This window comes from Streptomyces sp. NPDC002577, from assembly GCF_053594815.1.
This window is the reverse complement of record NZ_JBSFWK010000040.1, coordinates 37,331-51,757: the sequence shown is the minus strand read 5'-3', so window position 1 is coordinate 51,757 and position 14,427 is coordinate 37,331. Positions and strand designations below refer to the sequence as shown.

At 65.1% G+C, this 14,427-nt stretch carries 13 protein-coding genes; 11 read left to right on the top strand and 2 right to left on the bottom strand.

The genetic code is table 11. The features are described from left to right. Nucleotides 1-180 precede the first annotated feature (180 nt). The 4 genes from mycP to ACWD4J_RS34060 all read left to right on the top strand — a co-directional run bounded on the left by mycP (nt 181) and on the right by ACWD4J_RS34060 (nt 4,835). The gene (gene mycP / locus ACWD4J_RS34075) at nt 181-1,404 is read left to right on the top strand and encodes a type VII secretion-associated serine protease mycosin (protein ID WP_451399358.1); all 1,224 of its coding nucleotides are present in this window, start codon (nt 181-183) and stop codon (nt 1,402-1,404) included. Nucleotides 1,405-1,476: 72 nt separating this feature from the next. After that, entirely contained in the window at nt 1,477-1,824 is a 348-nt protein-coding gene (locus ACWD4J_RS34070) for a hypothetical protein (protein WP_451399357.1), read from the top strand. A gap of 41 nt (nt 1,825-1,865) precedes the next feature. Next, nucleotides 1,866-3,401: a WXG100 family type VII secretion target gene (locus ACWD4J_RS34065; protein ID WP_451399356.1), complete on the top strand. Its 1,536-nt coding sequence runs from the start codon at nt 1,866-1,868 to the stop codon at nt 3,399-3,401. 72 nt (nt 3,402-3,473) lie between these two features. Continuing rightward, nucleotides 3,474-4,835 carry a S8 family serine peptidase gene (locus ACWD4J_RS34060; protein ID WP_451399355.1) on the top strand — a complete coding sequence of 454 codons (1,362 nt, stop codon included), beginning with the start codon at nt 3,474-3,476 and terminating at the stop codon, nt 4,833-4,835. A 1,256-nt stretch (nt 4,836-6,091) separates the two neighbouring features. On the opposite strand, the gene ACWD4J_RS34055 is transcribed toward ACWD4J_RS34060, so the two are convergent. Next, entirely contained in the window at nt 6,092-6,706 is a 615-nt protein-coding gene (locus tag ACWD4J_RS34055; RefSeq protein WP_451399354.1) for an ATP-binding protein, read from the bottom strand. A gap of 201 nt (nt 6,707-6,907) precedes the next feature. Here ACWD4J_RS34055 and ACWD4J_RS34050 point away from each other — a divergent pair, with 201 nt between their 5' ends. Both ACWD4J_RS34050 and ACWD4J_RS34045 read left to right on the top strand, forming a co-directional pair. Beyond that, nucleotides 6,908-7,792 carry a helix-turn-helix domain-containing protein gene (locus ACWD4J_RS34050; protein ID WP_451399389.1) on the top strand — a complete coding sequence of 295 codons (885 nt, stop codon included), beginning with the start codon at nt 6,908-6,910 and terminating at the stop codon, nt 7,790-7,792. Further along, the gene (locus ACWD4J_RS34045; protein WP_451399353.1) at nt 7,789-7,992 is read left to right on the top strand and encodes a DUF397 domain-containing protein; all 204 of its coding nucleotides are present in this window, start codon (nt 7,789-7,791) and stop codon (nt 7,990-7,992) included. Before ACWD4J_RS34050 ends, ACWD4J_RS34045 begins: the two co-directional genes overlap by 4 nt. A 109-nt stretch (nt 7,993-8,101) precedes the next feature. On the opposite strand, the gene ACWD4J_RS34040 is transcribed toward ACWD4J_RS34045, so the two are convergent. Next, entirely contained in the window at nt 8,102-8,710 is a 609-nt protein-coding gene (locus tag ACWD4J_RS34040; RefSeq protein WP_451399352.1) for a hypothetical protein, read from the bottom strand. 691 nt (nt 8,711-9,401) lie between these two features. Here ACWD4J_RS34040 and ACWD4J_RS34035 point away from each other — a divergent pair. The 5 genes from ACWD4J_RS34035 to ACWD4J_RS34015 all read left to right on the top strand — a co-directional run bounded on the left by ACWD4J_RS34035 (nt 9,402) and on the right by ACWD4J_RS34015 (nt 14,417). Then, the gene (locus ACWD4J_RS34035) at nt 9,402-9,731 is read left to right on the top strand and encodes a hypothetical protein (protein ID WP_451399351.1); all 330 of its coding nucleotides are present in this window, start codon (nt 9,402-9,404) and stop codon (nt 9,729-9,731) included. Beyond that, nucleotides 9,731-10,993: a hypothetical protein gene (locus ACWD4J_RS34030; RefSeq protein WP_451399350.1), complete on the top strand. Its 1,263-nt coding sequence runs from the start codon at nt 9,731-9,733 to the stop codon at nt 10,991-10,993. Before ACWD4J_RS34035 ends, ACWD4J_RS34030 begins: the two co-directional genes overlap by 1 nt. A gap of 23 nt (nt 10,994-11,016) precedes the next feature. Continuing rightward, nucleotides 11,017-11,727 carry a hypothetical protein gene (locus ACWD4J_RS34025; RefSeq protein ID WP_451399349.1) on the top strand — a complete coding sequence of 237 codons (711 nt, stop codon included), beginning with the start codon at nt 11,017-11,019 and terminating at the stop codon, nt 11,725-11,727. A gap of 30 nt (nt 11,728-11,757) precedes the next feature. Beyond that, nucleotides 11,758-12,369, top strand: coding sequence for a hypothetical protein (locus tag ACWD4J_RS34020; RefSeq protein ID WP_451399348.1), 612 nt, complete (start codon nt 11,758-11,760; stop codon nt 12,367-12,369). Between the two features lie 569 nt (nt 12,370-12,938). Beyond that, entirely contained in the window at nt 12,939-14,417 is a 1,479-nt protein-coding gene (locus ACWD4J_RS34015; RefSeq protein ID WP_451399347.1) for a hypothetical protein, read from the top strand. Nucleotides 14,418-14,427 lie beyond the last annotated feature (10 nt).

The window sequence follows — 14,427 nt, the reverse complement described above, 5'->3', positions numbered from 1 at the left end:
TCCGGGTTCGCACACAGCAAATCCCAGGAATCTCCACATTCCTCGGGCATCTTCAATCACACACACATGACGCAGCTTCAACGGAAGCAAGCAAGCCCTGGGGGCCTGAAAATGGGGGGCCTGACAGCCCGTTCGCGTAGCCGAGCGAGTGGAACCCGCGCACTGCAGCGGGCCTTCGGCGTGCTCGCAGCCACAGGGATCTGCCTCGCGTGCACCCCGCCGGCACTCGCTGCCCCGTCACTGGCCGACCGGGTGACGGGTACCCGCCCGGCAGACTCCGACACCCCCGACTTCGGCTTGTCGGCCAGCACGGAATGCGTCTTCGGCGGCGACGTCATCAAGTCCACGCCCTGGTCACTCCAGCGGATCCTCCTGGACCAGCTGCGCGCACAGGCGACGGGCAAGGGAGTCACGGTCGCCGTGATCGACACCGGTGTCGACGACTCCAACGCCCAGCTCAGCGCAGCCATGGCCCCTGGCGGCAAGGACTACGTCGGCTCCACGGACGGCACCCAGGACCTCGAAGGGCACGGCACCCGGGTCGCGGGCATCATCGCCGCCCGCCCGATGAAGGGCACGGGCTTCGTGGGCCTCGCGCCGGAAGCCAAGATCCTCTCCTTCCGCTACACAGGCGGGGAGGAGAAGCAGGGCAACTCGAAGACCATGTCCGAGGCGATCAGTGCCGCGGTCGCCAAGGGCGCGAAGATCATCAACATCTCCTCGGACACCGCGAACAGGCAGGACAACGCGCAGCTGCGGAGCGCCGTCGCGGCCGCCGTGCAGTCGGGCGCCCTGATCGTGGCGGCCGCCGGCAACGACGGAGCCGACGGCAAGTCCGCGACGACGTACCCCGCCTCGTACCCGGGCGTCCTGGCGGTGGCCGCCTCGGACCGCAACGACGAGCGCGCGTTCTTCTCACAGTCGGGCGACTTCGTCGACGTAGCGGCACCAGGCGTGAGCATGGTCTCCACCGTCCCGAAGGGCGGCCAGTGCACCGCCGACGGCACGAGCTTCGCGGCCCCCTACGTCGCGGGCGTCGCGGCCCTGCTGAAGGAGAAGCACCCGACCTGGACCGCGGCCCAGATCACCACCCGCATCGAGGAAACCGCCCAACGCACGGGCCGCGGCCCCAACCGCTTCATCGGCTGGGGCGTCGTCGACCCGGTCGCCGCCCTGTCGGACGACTCGACACCGGGCAACTCCCCCCAGCCGGACCCGCCGGTGCAGGCCGGATCTGGCGGAGTCATCCCCATGGCGGTGACCATGGGGGAGAGCGAGGCGGAGCGGGACCGCCGGGTTGCCGTGTACGTGCTGGGCGTGGCGCTGGCACTGGCACTGGTGATTGCGGGGAGCGGGGTGGCTGTGCGGGATTGGCGGAGTAAGCGGGTTGGTCGGGTTGGATAGTCGGGCTAGGCGACGACTTGGGCACCGAGCCGGTGCAGAGAATTTGAATAACAGGGGAGAGGACAACGGGGTATGAGCAGCGGAATGCGGGTCGATCTGAGCGCGCTGGATGAGGTCATCCGGAAGCTCAACGGCCTTCTCTCAGATATGGACAAGGCCAACACCAAGGCCAAGTACGAGACAGACATTCCGAGCACGGCTTTCGGCAGCATGAAGTTCTTGGAGTCCAACGAGCTTCATGAGGCCCACCAGAGGCAGAAGACCAGGATCGAGAACATGATCAGGGACCTGCACAAGCTGATCGATGATTTCGGCACGAGCACCTCGAAGGTCAGGGACAAGTACAGCAACCAGGAACACGCGAACAGTCAGGGCGTGAGCGCTGCCCCCGGCAGCGGGTCCCAGGGTTCGGCCTACTAATCGGTTCAGCGACCGGTCACTGACGGAGGGGATGTTCGAAGATGGTCTACGGCGGTTACTACAACAACCCTGAGTACATCAAGGCTCAGCAAGAGGCACGAGAGCAGCAGATCAAGGACAAGCACGACGAGAAGCTCGAATCACTCCCCGACGGAGGTATGGGGGGCCCGGACCGCAACCAGCTCGACACGCCCTTCATGAAGATGGGCATTCCTGAGCTGCGATCCATGATCCTGGACGCGGACCCCAGCCGGATCTACGAGGTCAGTCAGCACTGGAAGTCGGTGCACAACATCCTGTCCGGCGGCGATGGCGACGGCAAGACCGGTGGCGTGGACTCGGTATCCGCCAAGGACAGCGTCGCGGGCATGATGCAGAGCGCCGTGGAAAACGTCCTTGAGCACTGGCAGGGCGACGCGTCCGAGGCGTTCCGCAAGAAGGCCAACGAGATCACGCAGAACGTCAGGAACGGGGCTGCATGGGCCAATCACTACGCGGAATCCATGCACGCGGTCCAGAACGACCTGCGGAACTCCATGTCCAAGATGCGCGACGTCCACGAGCCTTCTGGCTGGGACAGGGCCTGGGACAAACTTACGGACGACAACCGCAGTGATGAGCAGCTGCTGGCCGACATCAACAAGGGCGTGAGTACTGACGCCGCTCGCCAGGCGAACGCGGACTCCTTGTCGAAGGGCAAGGAAGAGCAGCTGAAGGGGGTGGCGATCATGGAGCAGTTGGGGGTCAATTACAAGGCTTACGCGGGTAACTTTCGCGTCGACGATACTAAGACGGACCCCTTCTCGCCCCCGAATCCGCAAACGCCGATGCCTACCCCCATCTCCGTGCCGTCCTCAGGCAGTTCGGGTCCAGGCAGGGCAAGCAGCACCACCAAGCCGTGGAGCGCAGGGTCGACGACGAGTATTAAGCCGACACCTACGGTGCCCCGTGACCCGGGTATCACAGGAGGTTCGCAGCTTCCAACGGTTCCGACGGCCAAGACGAATGTGGACAGCATCTCTTCCGGCCTGACTGGGACTGGCCCCAGCACGGGCGTTGGCGGGCCGAACGTCGGTGGTGGTGGCCTCGGCAACCTCGGTACTGGTGGAGCTCAGAGCCCCGGCGTCGTGGCCCCTGGCGGAGCTGGTCTCGCCGCCGGTTCTGCTGGGCGCGGCGGCATCGGAGCCATGGGCGGTCGAGGTGGTCTGGCCGGGGGTGGCGCGGCAGCGGGCCGTGGTGCCGGAGGCCGAGCCGGCATGGGCGGCATGGGTGGCGGAGCCGGCGCGGCTGGCCGAGGCGGTGCCAGCGCTGGCGGTCGTGGAGCTCTCGCGAGGGCCCGTGGCGGTGTGGTTGGTGCAGCTAAGGGAGCCACTGGCAAGGGTGCCGGTGGCGGTGCAGGCTTGCACGGGAGCCGGGGCGGAACGCAGGCAGCCGGAGCCGGCGGGGCGGGCGGCAAGGGCCGACGGTCCGAGAAGGAGAACAGCCAGGGCGATCGTCCCGACTACCTGGTCGAGGACGAAGAGACCTGGGTCTCGGAAGAAGACCGTAACCGCAACGTACCGCGGACCATCGAGTAAACACGCAAGCGGGCCGGCCGGAAAGTCGTGGTCTGCCCATGTATGAAGGCTGGTGTGCCCAGTCATAGTTGAGTGAGGAGCAAGGAATTGGGTTTCAAGCGAGTCTGGTCCACGACAGGCGTCGTGGCGTTGACGGGAGCCTTGCTCCTCACTTCAGCCCCAGTGGCGTCGGCAGATCAAGTCAGAGATGCTCAGTGGCCGCTGACCGTGTACGACGCGAAAAAGGTTTGGCAGACCTCCGAAGGGGCGGGTGTCACCGTAGCTGTAATCGACTCAGGTGTAGATGCCAGCCATCCGGATCTCATCGGACAGGTACTGCCAGGTAAGGACTTCACCAGCGCAGGAAATCCTCACGAAGATAATGACGGGCACGGCACGGGCATGGCTAGCCTCATCGCTGGGCATGGCCATGGGGCGAATAATTCCTCCGGGGTTATGGGCCTCGCGCCGAAGGCTAAGATTCTGCCCGTGCGAACCGGCGGAACTAAGAACAATCTGAATGTCGGGGAAATCGCTGATGGAATTCGCTACGCGGTAGATCAGGGCGCTTCGGTGATCAACCTATCATTCGCCGGATCTTCGGCCTATCCTGGTTCAGGTGTCGCCAAGGCAATTGAATATGCGCAGGCGAATGATGCTGTAGTTGTGGCGGGTGCGGGCAATGACTCAGGGACCGTTAGCTACCCGGCCGCTCTCCCGGGAGTGGTGGCTGTTTCGGCTGTGGACAAGAACCTCAATTTCTGGTCTAAGTCAAATACGGGGAATGTCACCGTTGCAGCACCCGGCGTGGAAACCCCGCAGGCTGATCCGACTAGCCGCAGCGGTTATGTGGTAGCCAACGGAACTTCTGGCTCCACCGCCTACGTTTCCGCCATCGTCGCCCTCCTCCGCTCCAAGTACCCCGACCTAACCGCAGGCCAGATCATCAACCGCCTGGTCAAGTCGGCGTCCTTCCTGAACAACGAAGGCAAGACGGCCCCGGACAAGGAACTCGGCTACGGGATCGCGCGCCCCGGTTCGGCGCTGACGATGGACATCCCGGCTGGCCCTAAGCAGGGCCCCCTCGCCCAAGCCTCGCCGTCCACGTCCACGAATTCCGGCACCGCCTCTGGGGACAACGACAGCACGAACCTGGCCAAGAAAAAGAAGAAGTCCTCCTCGGGCAGCATCCTCCTCATCGCCGGCATCGCAGCCGCCGTGGTCGTCATCGCCATCCTCGTCGCGGTAATCCGCAGCCGACGCAACCGCGGCAGCGGCGGCCCCGGCTCCGGCGGCGGAGTCCCCCCGCAGGGCACGGGCTACCCGCCCCAGCCCCCGACGGGCTATCAGCCGTACCCCAACGCAGCTCCCAACCAGGGGTACCCCACGCCTCCAGGACAGTCCCCGCAGTACCCCAACCCCTACGCCCAACAGCCCCCGCACCAAGGGCATTAAGAGTCCGGAGCAGGCGTGGGCGCTGAGCGAGGCTCACCCGTTCAGCAGTGGTGGCGGGGTTGGTCATCAAGGCCCTCGTGCTCGTGATGGTGCTCGCAATGTCATCGGGATGGGCCACAGCCAGCGCGGCAGAGGCTGAGGCCGTCCAGGCAGTAGTGGTCATGGGCACGGGTCAGCCGCAGCCCTATCCGGATGCTGCGCCGGGCCAGGTCCCGGCCTGTCCGGAACATGCCTCGCCACAGCCCAACCCATCGATTTTGCAGTGACCCGGTTGCCAAGAACAGAAGGGATCGTCCTCAAATGGGCGCCATTGCCCTTGCGGTTGGCATTATCGGCCTTGGAGTCGTAATCGCCGTCGCCGTCGCTGTAATCCGCAGCCGCCGCAACTCCGGTACCGGCAACCCTGGCGGCGGAACTTATCCCCAGAATATGGGTTACCCGCCCCAGCAGCCGGTTTACCCAACGCACCCCTCAACTCCCCATCAGGGACACCCCACTCCTCCGGGACAGCCGCCCCGGTACCCGAATCCCTACGCCCAGCAACCCCCTTACCAGGGCCAGTAGGTATTTCATTTGCTTCTGACGCGGGCGATTGAAGTGCGTCGTATCGTCTGCTCTCGCGAAATCGCCTCGCACGGATACATCACCGTAGGACCCTTGACGTTCGGACGGTGGTCAGCCAGGGGTGAGGCGTTCTGACGTTCCCGGGCGCCGGTCACCCGTTGTCAGTGACGCATCGTCCTGGAGCGGCGAGGAACTCGGAGCGGGACGGTTGGGGATTGCAGGACGAATACACTGCACCATCGACTCGAGTGCTGATCGTGATCCCAATCTCCAGGAATGGCGGACGTGAAGACAGCTATCCCCGTTCCTTTGAGTAAATGTGCGTTTGACGACCCGGCGACGCGACGTACATATGCGCGCGTCCGCCGGAGAGTACTCATCAGCCTCCTTTGCAGGGTAGGAACGTGGTTCGCTCTGCTGGTGGTGGCCAAGGTGGTCGAGACGGACTCGCAGCTTCTGGAAGGAACTGCTGCGTTCCTGTTGATCCCCGGTGCCTTTCTCCCGGTTGGCCCGGCTAAGCGACTGCTGTGGATGAATTCGTTGGACAGCGCGCTGAAGTCGTATCCCTGGCAGCATTGCGTCGCAACTTGCCAGGACGGGGCGAGAGTCGACAGCGGCACTCCCGTACAAGTCGCGGGAGCCGCTCGGCCATCTCACGTTGCACCGTTTCCCGCGGAGCCGCACTGACAGTGTCACCCTGTATTCCGTACGATCAGCGGCTCGGCGGCGTCCACCCGCACCGCGGGGCAGTCGTCCAGCCGCAGCACCATGACGAACCCGCCCGAGGCAGACTGCTCACCCTGGACACTGCGGACTGTTCGCCACGCTCCCCGCAGTTTGACCTGATCGCCGGCGTGAAGCGTAACGGCCGCGACCTCCCTCTCCACCGGGACAGCCGCGATGTCCGGGGCCTTCAGCTCGGCCCACACCGTCTTCCCGATGCCGCCCTCGCGTTCCTGCACGCCCCAGCGGTGGGTCAGCGCCTCCACCAGCAGCAGTCCGCGGCCGCCGACCTCGTGCTCGCTGGGGCGCCGCAGTACGGGCCGGCCTTCCCCGGCGTCGCTCACCTCCAGTCGCAGCAGCCCGTCCTCCTCCAAGCGTGCAATGTGCACGCCGATTTGCCGGTCATGTGGGGCCCGCGCCCGCAGGGCGTTGGTTACCAGTTCTGACAGGACCAGCTCTGCAGTGTCGAGGACTTCTTGATCGATGTGCCAGTCTCCCAGCATCGCGCAGAGCAAGGCCCGCGCCCTGGGAACGCTGCCACGATGGCGCGATAGCCGGAAAGAGACTTGCTTCGGTGCGGCCATGGCAGCCCCCTAAGGAGTCGACGCTCGACCGGGATCCCGTACAGCGGAAGCCAGTTAGGCGGTGGGAGCCGGCATCCATGACCAGCAGGATGGATGCGCACCAGGCGAATCTGCAACGTTTCCAATAGGGATGATGTCGATTTTCCCTCTTTCGGATTACGTGCGTTTCGCTACACCTCTCGCTCTGCTAGAGGTGTTGGCATGCTTGCTAATAGCGCCACCCCAAACCCCTCGACCGTCCTCGGTCGCCAACTCGGGGACGAGTTGCGCCGGTTGCGAGAAGATGCGGGACTGACGACCATCCAGGCAGCCGATGCTCTCGACTGCACCAAGGGCAAGATCAGCCGTATCGAGAACGGGCGAGTGGCGGTTCGACTTCCCGACTTGATGGCCATGCTGCAGGCCTACCAGGTGTCGGACGCCGAGCACCGTGAGCGGCTGACCGCACTGGCCCGCAAGGCCAACCGGCGACGCAGGCAGGGATGGTGGAACCAGTACAGCTCCGTACTCGCTGACACATATCGCGACTACATCGCCCTGGAGACCATGGCGGAGTCCATCCGAACCTTTCAGGCCCAACTTGTCCCCGGCCTGCTCCAGATCCCGGAGTACATCCGGGCCGTGACGGTGGCATCACGGCAATGGGAGACCGGGGACGAGATCGAGAAGTTCGTGCAGGTGCGCTTGGCTCGTCAGCAGCGACTGACCGGCGACTCGCCTCTGCACCTATGGGCGGTTGTGTCGGAGGCCGCCCTACTTCAGCACGTCGGGGGGCCACAGGTGATGAAGGCACAGCTACAGCATCTTCTGGGCGCTTCGGAGCGTCCCAACGTGACCATCCAGGTGCTGCCGTTCTCCCGTGGCGCTCATGCGAGTATGTTCGGCCCGTACGTGGTGCTGGGCTTTCCCGAAGAGGGAGCGCTGGACGTGGTGTTGGCGGACAACCCGACCGGCTCCACGTGGCTTGAGCGAGAGGCGGAGGTCGCGCGATACCGCGATCTGTTCGATGCCGCGCGCACATCCGCGCTCTCCCCGGTGGAGTCCCGTACCCTCATCCACCGCAGGGCCAAGGAGTACGGACCATGAAGAACGCACGCCACAGCACGCCCGAACTGTCAGGCGCGCGATGGCGTAGCAGCACATACAGCGGCGGCAACAACGAGTGTGTCGAGGTCGCGGACGGGGTCCCCTGCATAGTCCCCATACGCGACAGCAAGCGTCCGGCCGGCCCTGTACTCGCCTTCAGCCACCACGCGTGGAGCGCTTTCCTCAACCACGTGCGGTAACCGACCGTACGCTGCAGCACCCGGGCGCAGTGCATGGACGTCGAGGACAGATCCGCAGGAACGGACGGGCTCGCGGGATCCCGAACGTCCGCTGAGCCCGGGGTACGCTTCAGTCGGCCACGCGCGCCCCGATGGCCCGGGCGCGGCGGCGGGCTTCAGGGCTGAGGCCTTTGCGGCGGGGAGAGGTGCGGGGGTTGTAGGCGGTGGGCTGGGTGAGACAACTCAGGTACGCCGGGCCGGACTTGGCAACCACGCAGGCGAAGCGCGGGTCACCGGCGTACCAGAGTTCGTCGTCGTAGTCCTTCTGGGCCTCGCGGCTCCAGCTCCGGAACAGCCCGGCGGCCACCTTCAGCGACACCGTCTTCTCGGGGCTGTCGGGGTCGGGTAGCACGAAGAGCGCCTCTTTGCCCCCGGTGATCCGGACGGCTCCGGATTGCTGACGCCAGGGATAGGTGGTGAGGATGCGCCGCATGCGCCGCCGCCTGCTCAGTCGGCCGAAGGCCAGCCACGTGAGGAGCGTGATCACGAAAAGGACCAGCGCCATGGGAACCGCTGCCGCCACGGGCAGAAGGACCGTGAGGTACAGCGCGCCCCACCAAAGCGCCACCCACCCGAGCGACTTGGCCAGGTGTCGTGCAGTCCAACGGAGGAGAGCACGGCGGGTGCCCGGTGTGTCCCACGCCACCGGGCCGTCGAAGCCCTGCTCGTTCAAGTTCATGGCCATTCGTCTATCCCGGGTCAGCTGAAGTGGGAGGCGATGTCGTCCGCGACGCCGCCCGTCCCGTCGGCCGTGTTGCCGCGCGCTCGATCTCCGGCAGCGGATCGTCGAAGGACACGGTGTGCCCGATGCATTCCATCATGTCGCGGTAATACTTCCGGGAGTCCGCAGCCGTGCTGTTCAAGGTCAAGGCCCCCAGCTGCGTACCTGAGGGGGCCCGGGATGTAGAGATTGCACTGGTAGACGTCCTGGCTGGGCACCCCTTCCAGGGCGGGCATGGTGATCACGGTGGAGATCGACGCCTCGGTTAGCGCACCGCGAACACCACCACCACCACGAGCAGCCCGACAAAGAGGAATCACACTTCACCGAGCCGCAACTGCGCCACCTGATCGCCGCGATCACGACGACCAACGCTTCGAATCGCTTCGGCGTGACGTGCCCGATGACCCCAGGCCACTACAAGCCAGCTCAATGCAAGACGTCCTGACGGCATACCGGGCGCGGACATGTCACAGGCAGGCGACGATCCCGTGGGGCTCCTGTGGCGGTTTTCCGCAGAGCCGCGGGGGCACGGGGACTCGGGGCGGGAGCCTGGTCAGCGCATGTATGGTGCCGAGGAGGTTTAGGTGATCAGTTGTGTCGCCTGGGCCTGATGCGTCCAGAGCCGAACGGGGAGAGAAACCGGCCCATGGGGGAATACTTCAAGACGGACATCGGGCAACTCGAACAGTTCCTGACGAATCTGGAGAGATGCGTCGACGAGCTGAACGAGGCGCGGTCCGCCCTCGACCACGTGCGTGCCGACCAGATCGGCACCGCCCGGCTTGACGAGGCCTGTGACAAGTTCCAGGAGGAGTGGAAGTACGGGGCCGACAAGACCAAGGAAATGATCGACGCGATCAAAGAGGGCGTGAAGTCCAACAAGAAGGGCTACGAAGAAGTTGAGGAAGCCTTGGAGAAGGCCCTCAAGCAGATCGCGGACCAGAGCACCTCGGGTGGCGACGGGGGCGGTAAGTAATGGCCGCGAACCCGTACCCCAACATCGGCTGGAACCCCGTACCAGGCATACCCGCCGAGGTCACGAAGCTGCAGCAGAAGGTAGCCGCGGCCGCGACGGCGCTGGAGAACACGCACCGGCAGTTGACGAAGCTCACCGGCGAGAGCAGCTACTGGCAGGGGGACGCGGCTGAGAAGTTCCGCGAGTCCCTTGAGGGCGACCTGCCGAAGTACATCAAGGACGCCGCCTCCTCCCTGCGTACCGCCGCGACCCAACTGCACAAGTGGGAAGGTCACCTGACCTCCAACCGGGAGCTGGCGAAGAAGTACGACGCCGAGGCGGCTGAGAAGCAGGCCGCGGCCGACCAGGCCAAGACCGCCTACGACCAGGCCGCCCAGCACCCCGACCTGAAGCTCGCGGGCCAGACCTTCCCCTCGCAGGAGGAGGCCGACGCCGCGACCGCGCGGCTGCGCTCCGCCGAGGGGGAGTTGAACGAGGCGGGCATGGCGCTCACCAAGGCCAACAACGAGTACGAGTTGCTCAACCTCAAGGTCAAGGAGCTGGAGGCCGAGCACACCGACGAGGCCGAGATCGTCGCCAAGGCCCTGGACGGCTCGGCGAAGAAGGCTCCCGACGAGCCCGGCTTCTGGGACAAGATCGGCGATGTCCTCAAGTCGGTCCGCGATTTCCTGGCGGAGCAGGCAGGAACCATCGGAGCCATTGCCGGCCTGCTTGCGCTCTTTCCGACGCCGCTTGCGCCGCTGTTCGCCGGTATCGCGATTGCCGCCAGCGCGGTATCCATGGCCAGCAACTTCTCCGACCCAGAGTTTCGGGACGCGTTCTTTCCTTGGGGCGACAAGTTTGGCTGGAACATGGACACCTTCTCCGCCTGGGCCTCCGTCGGCGGCGACGCCGTCGGCATGGTGCCCGGCGGCAGGGCGCTGAGCTCGGCGGCCCGCGGCATCCGCGGAGGGCTCGCCGATGCCGCGGAGATGGGCGTCAGGGTCACGAGCCGCGAGGTCGGCACCGAGTTCGTGCGGGAAATCGGCCACGTGCTGCGCACGGCCCCGAGAACCGCCGTGGACGAGGCCTGGCAGGCAGCAGGAGAGAGCGCTGCAGGCTCGGCCAAACTCATGACCGATATCAGTGTGAACGGCCTCAATGTCGCCGCGAACTTCATGCCTGAGGAGGGCACGGCGGGCAACGTAGCGGAAGTCACCAAGGCAGGAGCCGGAGCCTGGGCCGGGCAGGACATCGTACGGTCGCTCCTGGCGGCAAGTTAGCCGAACCGAGAGGTGAACGAAGCATGACTACGACCGCCGCCCCCTCGGGCTCTGCCGCAAGCGCTGCTGCCAAACCCGTCTTCTGGTACGGCATTCCGCACGGTTACGCGAAGTTGGACCTCGATCCGCCGCGCGAGCGCATCGAGGAACTGGTCCGAGAGCTGAACACACTGCCCGCAGAACAGCGGGCGCAGGCCTCGCAAGTTCTGCAGTTCTATGCGGGCATGGTCACCGCGCTCAATGCGCAGAACGTGCACATGTGCGCGGTGGGTTACCACCCGGACGACGACGGCACCATCGTGACGTCCACCCTCACGATCTCCACTGTCCCGACGCCCGGCCACAATGCGAAGTTGGTGATCGCCGGTCTCGCGGGGACAGCCGCCGACGACCCGGGCTCCGGGGTGCGCCCGCTTGAACTGCCATGCGGCCTCGGCTACCTCGCGGAAGAGACAAAGCGTACCGTCTCGCCGGGCAGGGACCCCGACAGTCCCGAAGGGCCCCTGCACGGGGACGTGTGGCAGGGCACCGTGGCGGTCACCGGCTCCGGCACGCCCGACATCATCGTGGTCCAGCTGGTCACACCCGCTCTCCATCTCGCGGACGTGTACCGGGACATCCTTCTCGGGGTTGCCCGTACCCTGACGTTCACCGACCCGACAAAGTCGGCGCCGGCAGCTGACAATCCGCGAGCGGACTCGGCCGAGGCGGCCATGCGCGACGACTTCGGATAAGGACGGAACCACCTCATGGACAATCCGCCCGTGGCGCCCGACGTTGCGCAGGTGCTCAAATACAACCGCACGCTGCTGTACCGGCACATCGCCACGCGCCTCGCGCTCGCCATGGTCCTGTTCGCCGTGCCGTTCGTGGCGCACCTTCTCGGATGGGACGCCGCCCTGCCCGCGTTCGGTATCCCAGCCGCCCTTTTTGTGCTGATCTTCCTGGTGCTCCGGCTTCGTCACGGGGCGCGGCTCGGGGTGTGCGAGAAGGTCCTGCGCACATACCCCCTGGAGTACCGCACCCGGGTGTCCAGGAAGGGATCCGAGTGGAAGTACCTCGGCGATGTGCACACCGTCCGGCTGTCGGTGCGCGGACAGCACGGCGCCCCTTATCTGCGTGCGATCAACGCCTCGACGGTGCGCCGCTGGCCAAAGAAGGCCGAGGAGAGCGGAGCCTGGTTCGCCGGTGATCCGGCCTTCGGCGGAGTCATGATCGTGCCGGGGGGCAACGACATGCTCTTCGTACAGCCCGCAGACTGGGACAAGTACGAGCAGGAGCGCGCCCAGGCTGACCAGCAGCGCAGGGCCCTTGCCGAACAGGCAGGTATCTCCAGGCTGTTGGAGAAGGAGCCGAATATCTTGGTGGGCGGCTGATGTGCGTAATCGGTGAGTCGTCGCAGCGCCACCGGTGCATCCGACGCCTGCACCGGGTGAGGAAACCTCAGGCCTAGATCGGTGGCGGTCAGCCCGTGCGCCCATCGGTCTCCCGTCGCCGCGTCCCCTCCTGCGCTCGTAGAACCGCACGGTGGGCTCCTGCCAGGGCGGCGCACGCAGCACCATGAACAGGGCCGGCTGGTTGACCTTGACCACCAGCACGTAGGCGCCCCCTTCTCCTCCACCAGGAGGCGCGCGTGCGCGGTGGTGTTATGCAGCGCGTCGCAGGGAGAAGTGCGCGATCTGGTGAGGCCCGCTCCGTAGCGCGCGCCACTTTGCAACGTCTGATCACAGCTTCTGCACAGAAGCGCCATGACAGCAGGTACGGCCGCGTTCGCGAAGGTCATAGGGTGTTGTGTGACTTAAGGGGAGGGTGAGTCGGCAGTGTGACTGCCGCTCAATGAGCTTGCACGCGTCGCCTATTGAGGCCTGGGTGAGTCACCCGTCCTCTGCCGCGTGTGGCCGTACCGCATCGTGCCCCTCATCAGAATGACCGCTGAGAGGTAGCCATGTCTTATTCGATGCCACCAGGAGGGCCGCCGGGGAATGCCGGCCCGTACGGGGCACCGGTCCAGCAGCACGGGTGGTATCCGCCACCGCCGCCACCGCCTGACAACTCGGGTGAGGGCAAGGGGCTGAAGCGCGTCGTCATTGGTCTGCTCGTCCTGGCTGTGGTGGCCGTCCTCGCAGTCGGCGGGCTGGCTCTGTCCAAGGCTGTTGGTGGGGGTTCGCTGCCCGGTGCCCAGGACGGCGGCGACGATGAACAGCAGATCTTGAGCTCGGATGAGATCAAGACGTTGCTCAACGGCCGCACGAACGCCCTGAAGAGCGGAGACGAAGACGAGTTCCTGAAGCCCTTCGTCGGCGAGGCAAAGGAAAAGCAGCGCGAGATCTTCAAGAATCTGCGGAAAATTCCCTTCGCAGAGAGCAAGTACATGGTCCTCAAGCAGACGGGCGACGGCTCGGATGAGTGGGGCTCCGAGGTGAAACTCACGCTGGATGTCGCCTTCGTTCACCAGATCAAGGGCGTTGATGTTCGGCCGGTCTCCGAGTGGTATCGGTGGACGGTCGAGAAGCAGTCCGAGTCGGCCGCGCCACGGATCAGTGAGGTAGGGGGATCTCCGGGCGCGAGCGCCATGGCCAACGCGGTCTACTATCCGGCCCCTTGGGACCTCTACGACGACATGTACGTCAAGCGTCAGGCGCACACCGTCACGATCTCGGCCAAGAAGAACGCTGCGGACGCCAACCGTTTCGCGCCCATCGTCGAGGAGAGTGCGAAGAAGGATCTATCACTGTGGGGATCGAATACGTCGTCGGTTCCCAACACGCCTGAAGGCTTCCTCGTCGTACTCGAGCCGGACCGCGAGACGTACACAAAGCTGTACAACAATGACGGTCGTGACGTGGGGTGGGATGCTGGGCAGAGCGTGCCCATGCCCGCCTTCAACGTTGGTTACAGCGGTGACAAGGACGAGCTCGAATACGGCGGCGCGCGTGTCAAGATGGACACCTCGACGAGCCGATTCATTTCATCCGCGTGGCAGAGGGGGGTCGGAGAAATCTCCCGGCATGAAATCGCGCATGCTCTTGTTCAGCCGCAGGATCCTGGCGCATACGGCAGCAATGAGAAAACGAGCATTCGGGCATGGGTTGTTGAGGGGTTCGCAGAGTATGTTGCCTACAGGTTTGACAAAGCTCTAGGTGACGCGGGAGTGCGTAGCGATCTGGCGGACCAGGAGTTCGATGGTCAGTTGCCTGGCCAGGACTTCGAAATGGGAAGCTCGGTTGGCGCGAACTACGCACTCAGCTATCTGGCCATGCGTTTCATCGCGGAGAAGGGTGGCGAGGAAGCGCTCTTCGAGTTTGTCGTAGACCACTACCGGCAGCCCACGAACCTCGATCAGCAGCTGCAGAAGGCAGTGGGCATGAACGAGAGTGAATTCGAGATCGCGTGGGCCCAGTACGTCAGGAGCAACAGCCGATGAGCGCCAACGG

Excerpts from the sequence above, each read along its gene's own strand:
- ACWD4J_RS34070 (WP_451399357.1), top strand. The coding sequence starts at position 1,477 with ATGAGCAGCGGAATGCGGGTCGATCTGAGCGCGCTGGATGAGGTCATC.
- ACWD4J_RS34065 (WP_451399356.1), top strand. The coding sequence starts at position 1,866 with ATGGTCTACGGCGGTTACTACAACAACCCTGAGTACATCAAGGCTCAG.
- ACWD4J_RS34055 (WP_451399354.1), bottom strand. The coding sequence starts at position 6,706 with ATGGCCGCACCGAAGCAAGTCTCTTTCCGGCTATCGCGCCATCGTGGC.
- ACWD4J_RS34050 (WP_451399389.1), top strand. The coding sequence starts at position 6,908 with ATGCTTGCTAATAGCGCCACCCCAAACCCCTCGACCGTCCTCGGTCGC.
- ACWD4J_RS34045 (WP_451399353.1), top strand. The coding sequence starts at position 7,789 with ATGAAGAACGCACGCCACAGCACGCCCGAACTGTCAGGCGCGCGATGG.
- ACWD4J_RS34040 (WP_451399352.1), bottom strand. The coding sequence starts at position 8,710 with ATGAACTTGAACGAGCAGGGCTTCGACGGCCCGGTGGCGTGGGACACA.
- ACWD4J_RS34035 (WP_451399351.1), top strand. The coding sequence starts at position 9,402 with ATGGGGGAATACTTCAAGACGGACATCGGGCAACTCGAACAGTTCCTG.
- ACWD4J_RS34030 (WP_451399350.1), top strand. The coding sequence starts at position 9,731 with ATGGCCGCGAACCCGTACCCCAACATCGGCTGGAACCCCGTACCAGGC.
- ACWD4J_RS34025 (WP_451399349.1), top strand. The coding sequence starts at position 11,017 with ATGACTACGACCGCCGCCCCCTCGGGCTCTGCCGCAAGCGCTGCTGCC.
- ACWD4J_RS34015 (WP_451399347.1), top strand. The coding sequence starts at position 12,939 with ATGTCTTATTCGATGCCACCAGGAGGGCCGCCGGGGAATGCCGGCCCG.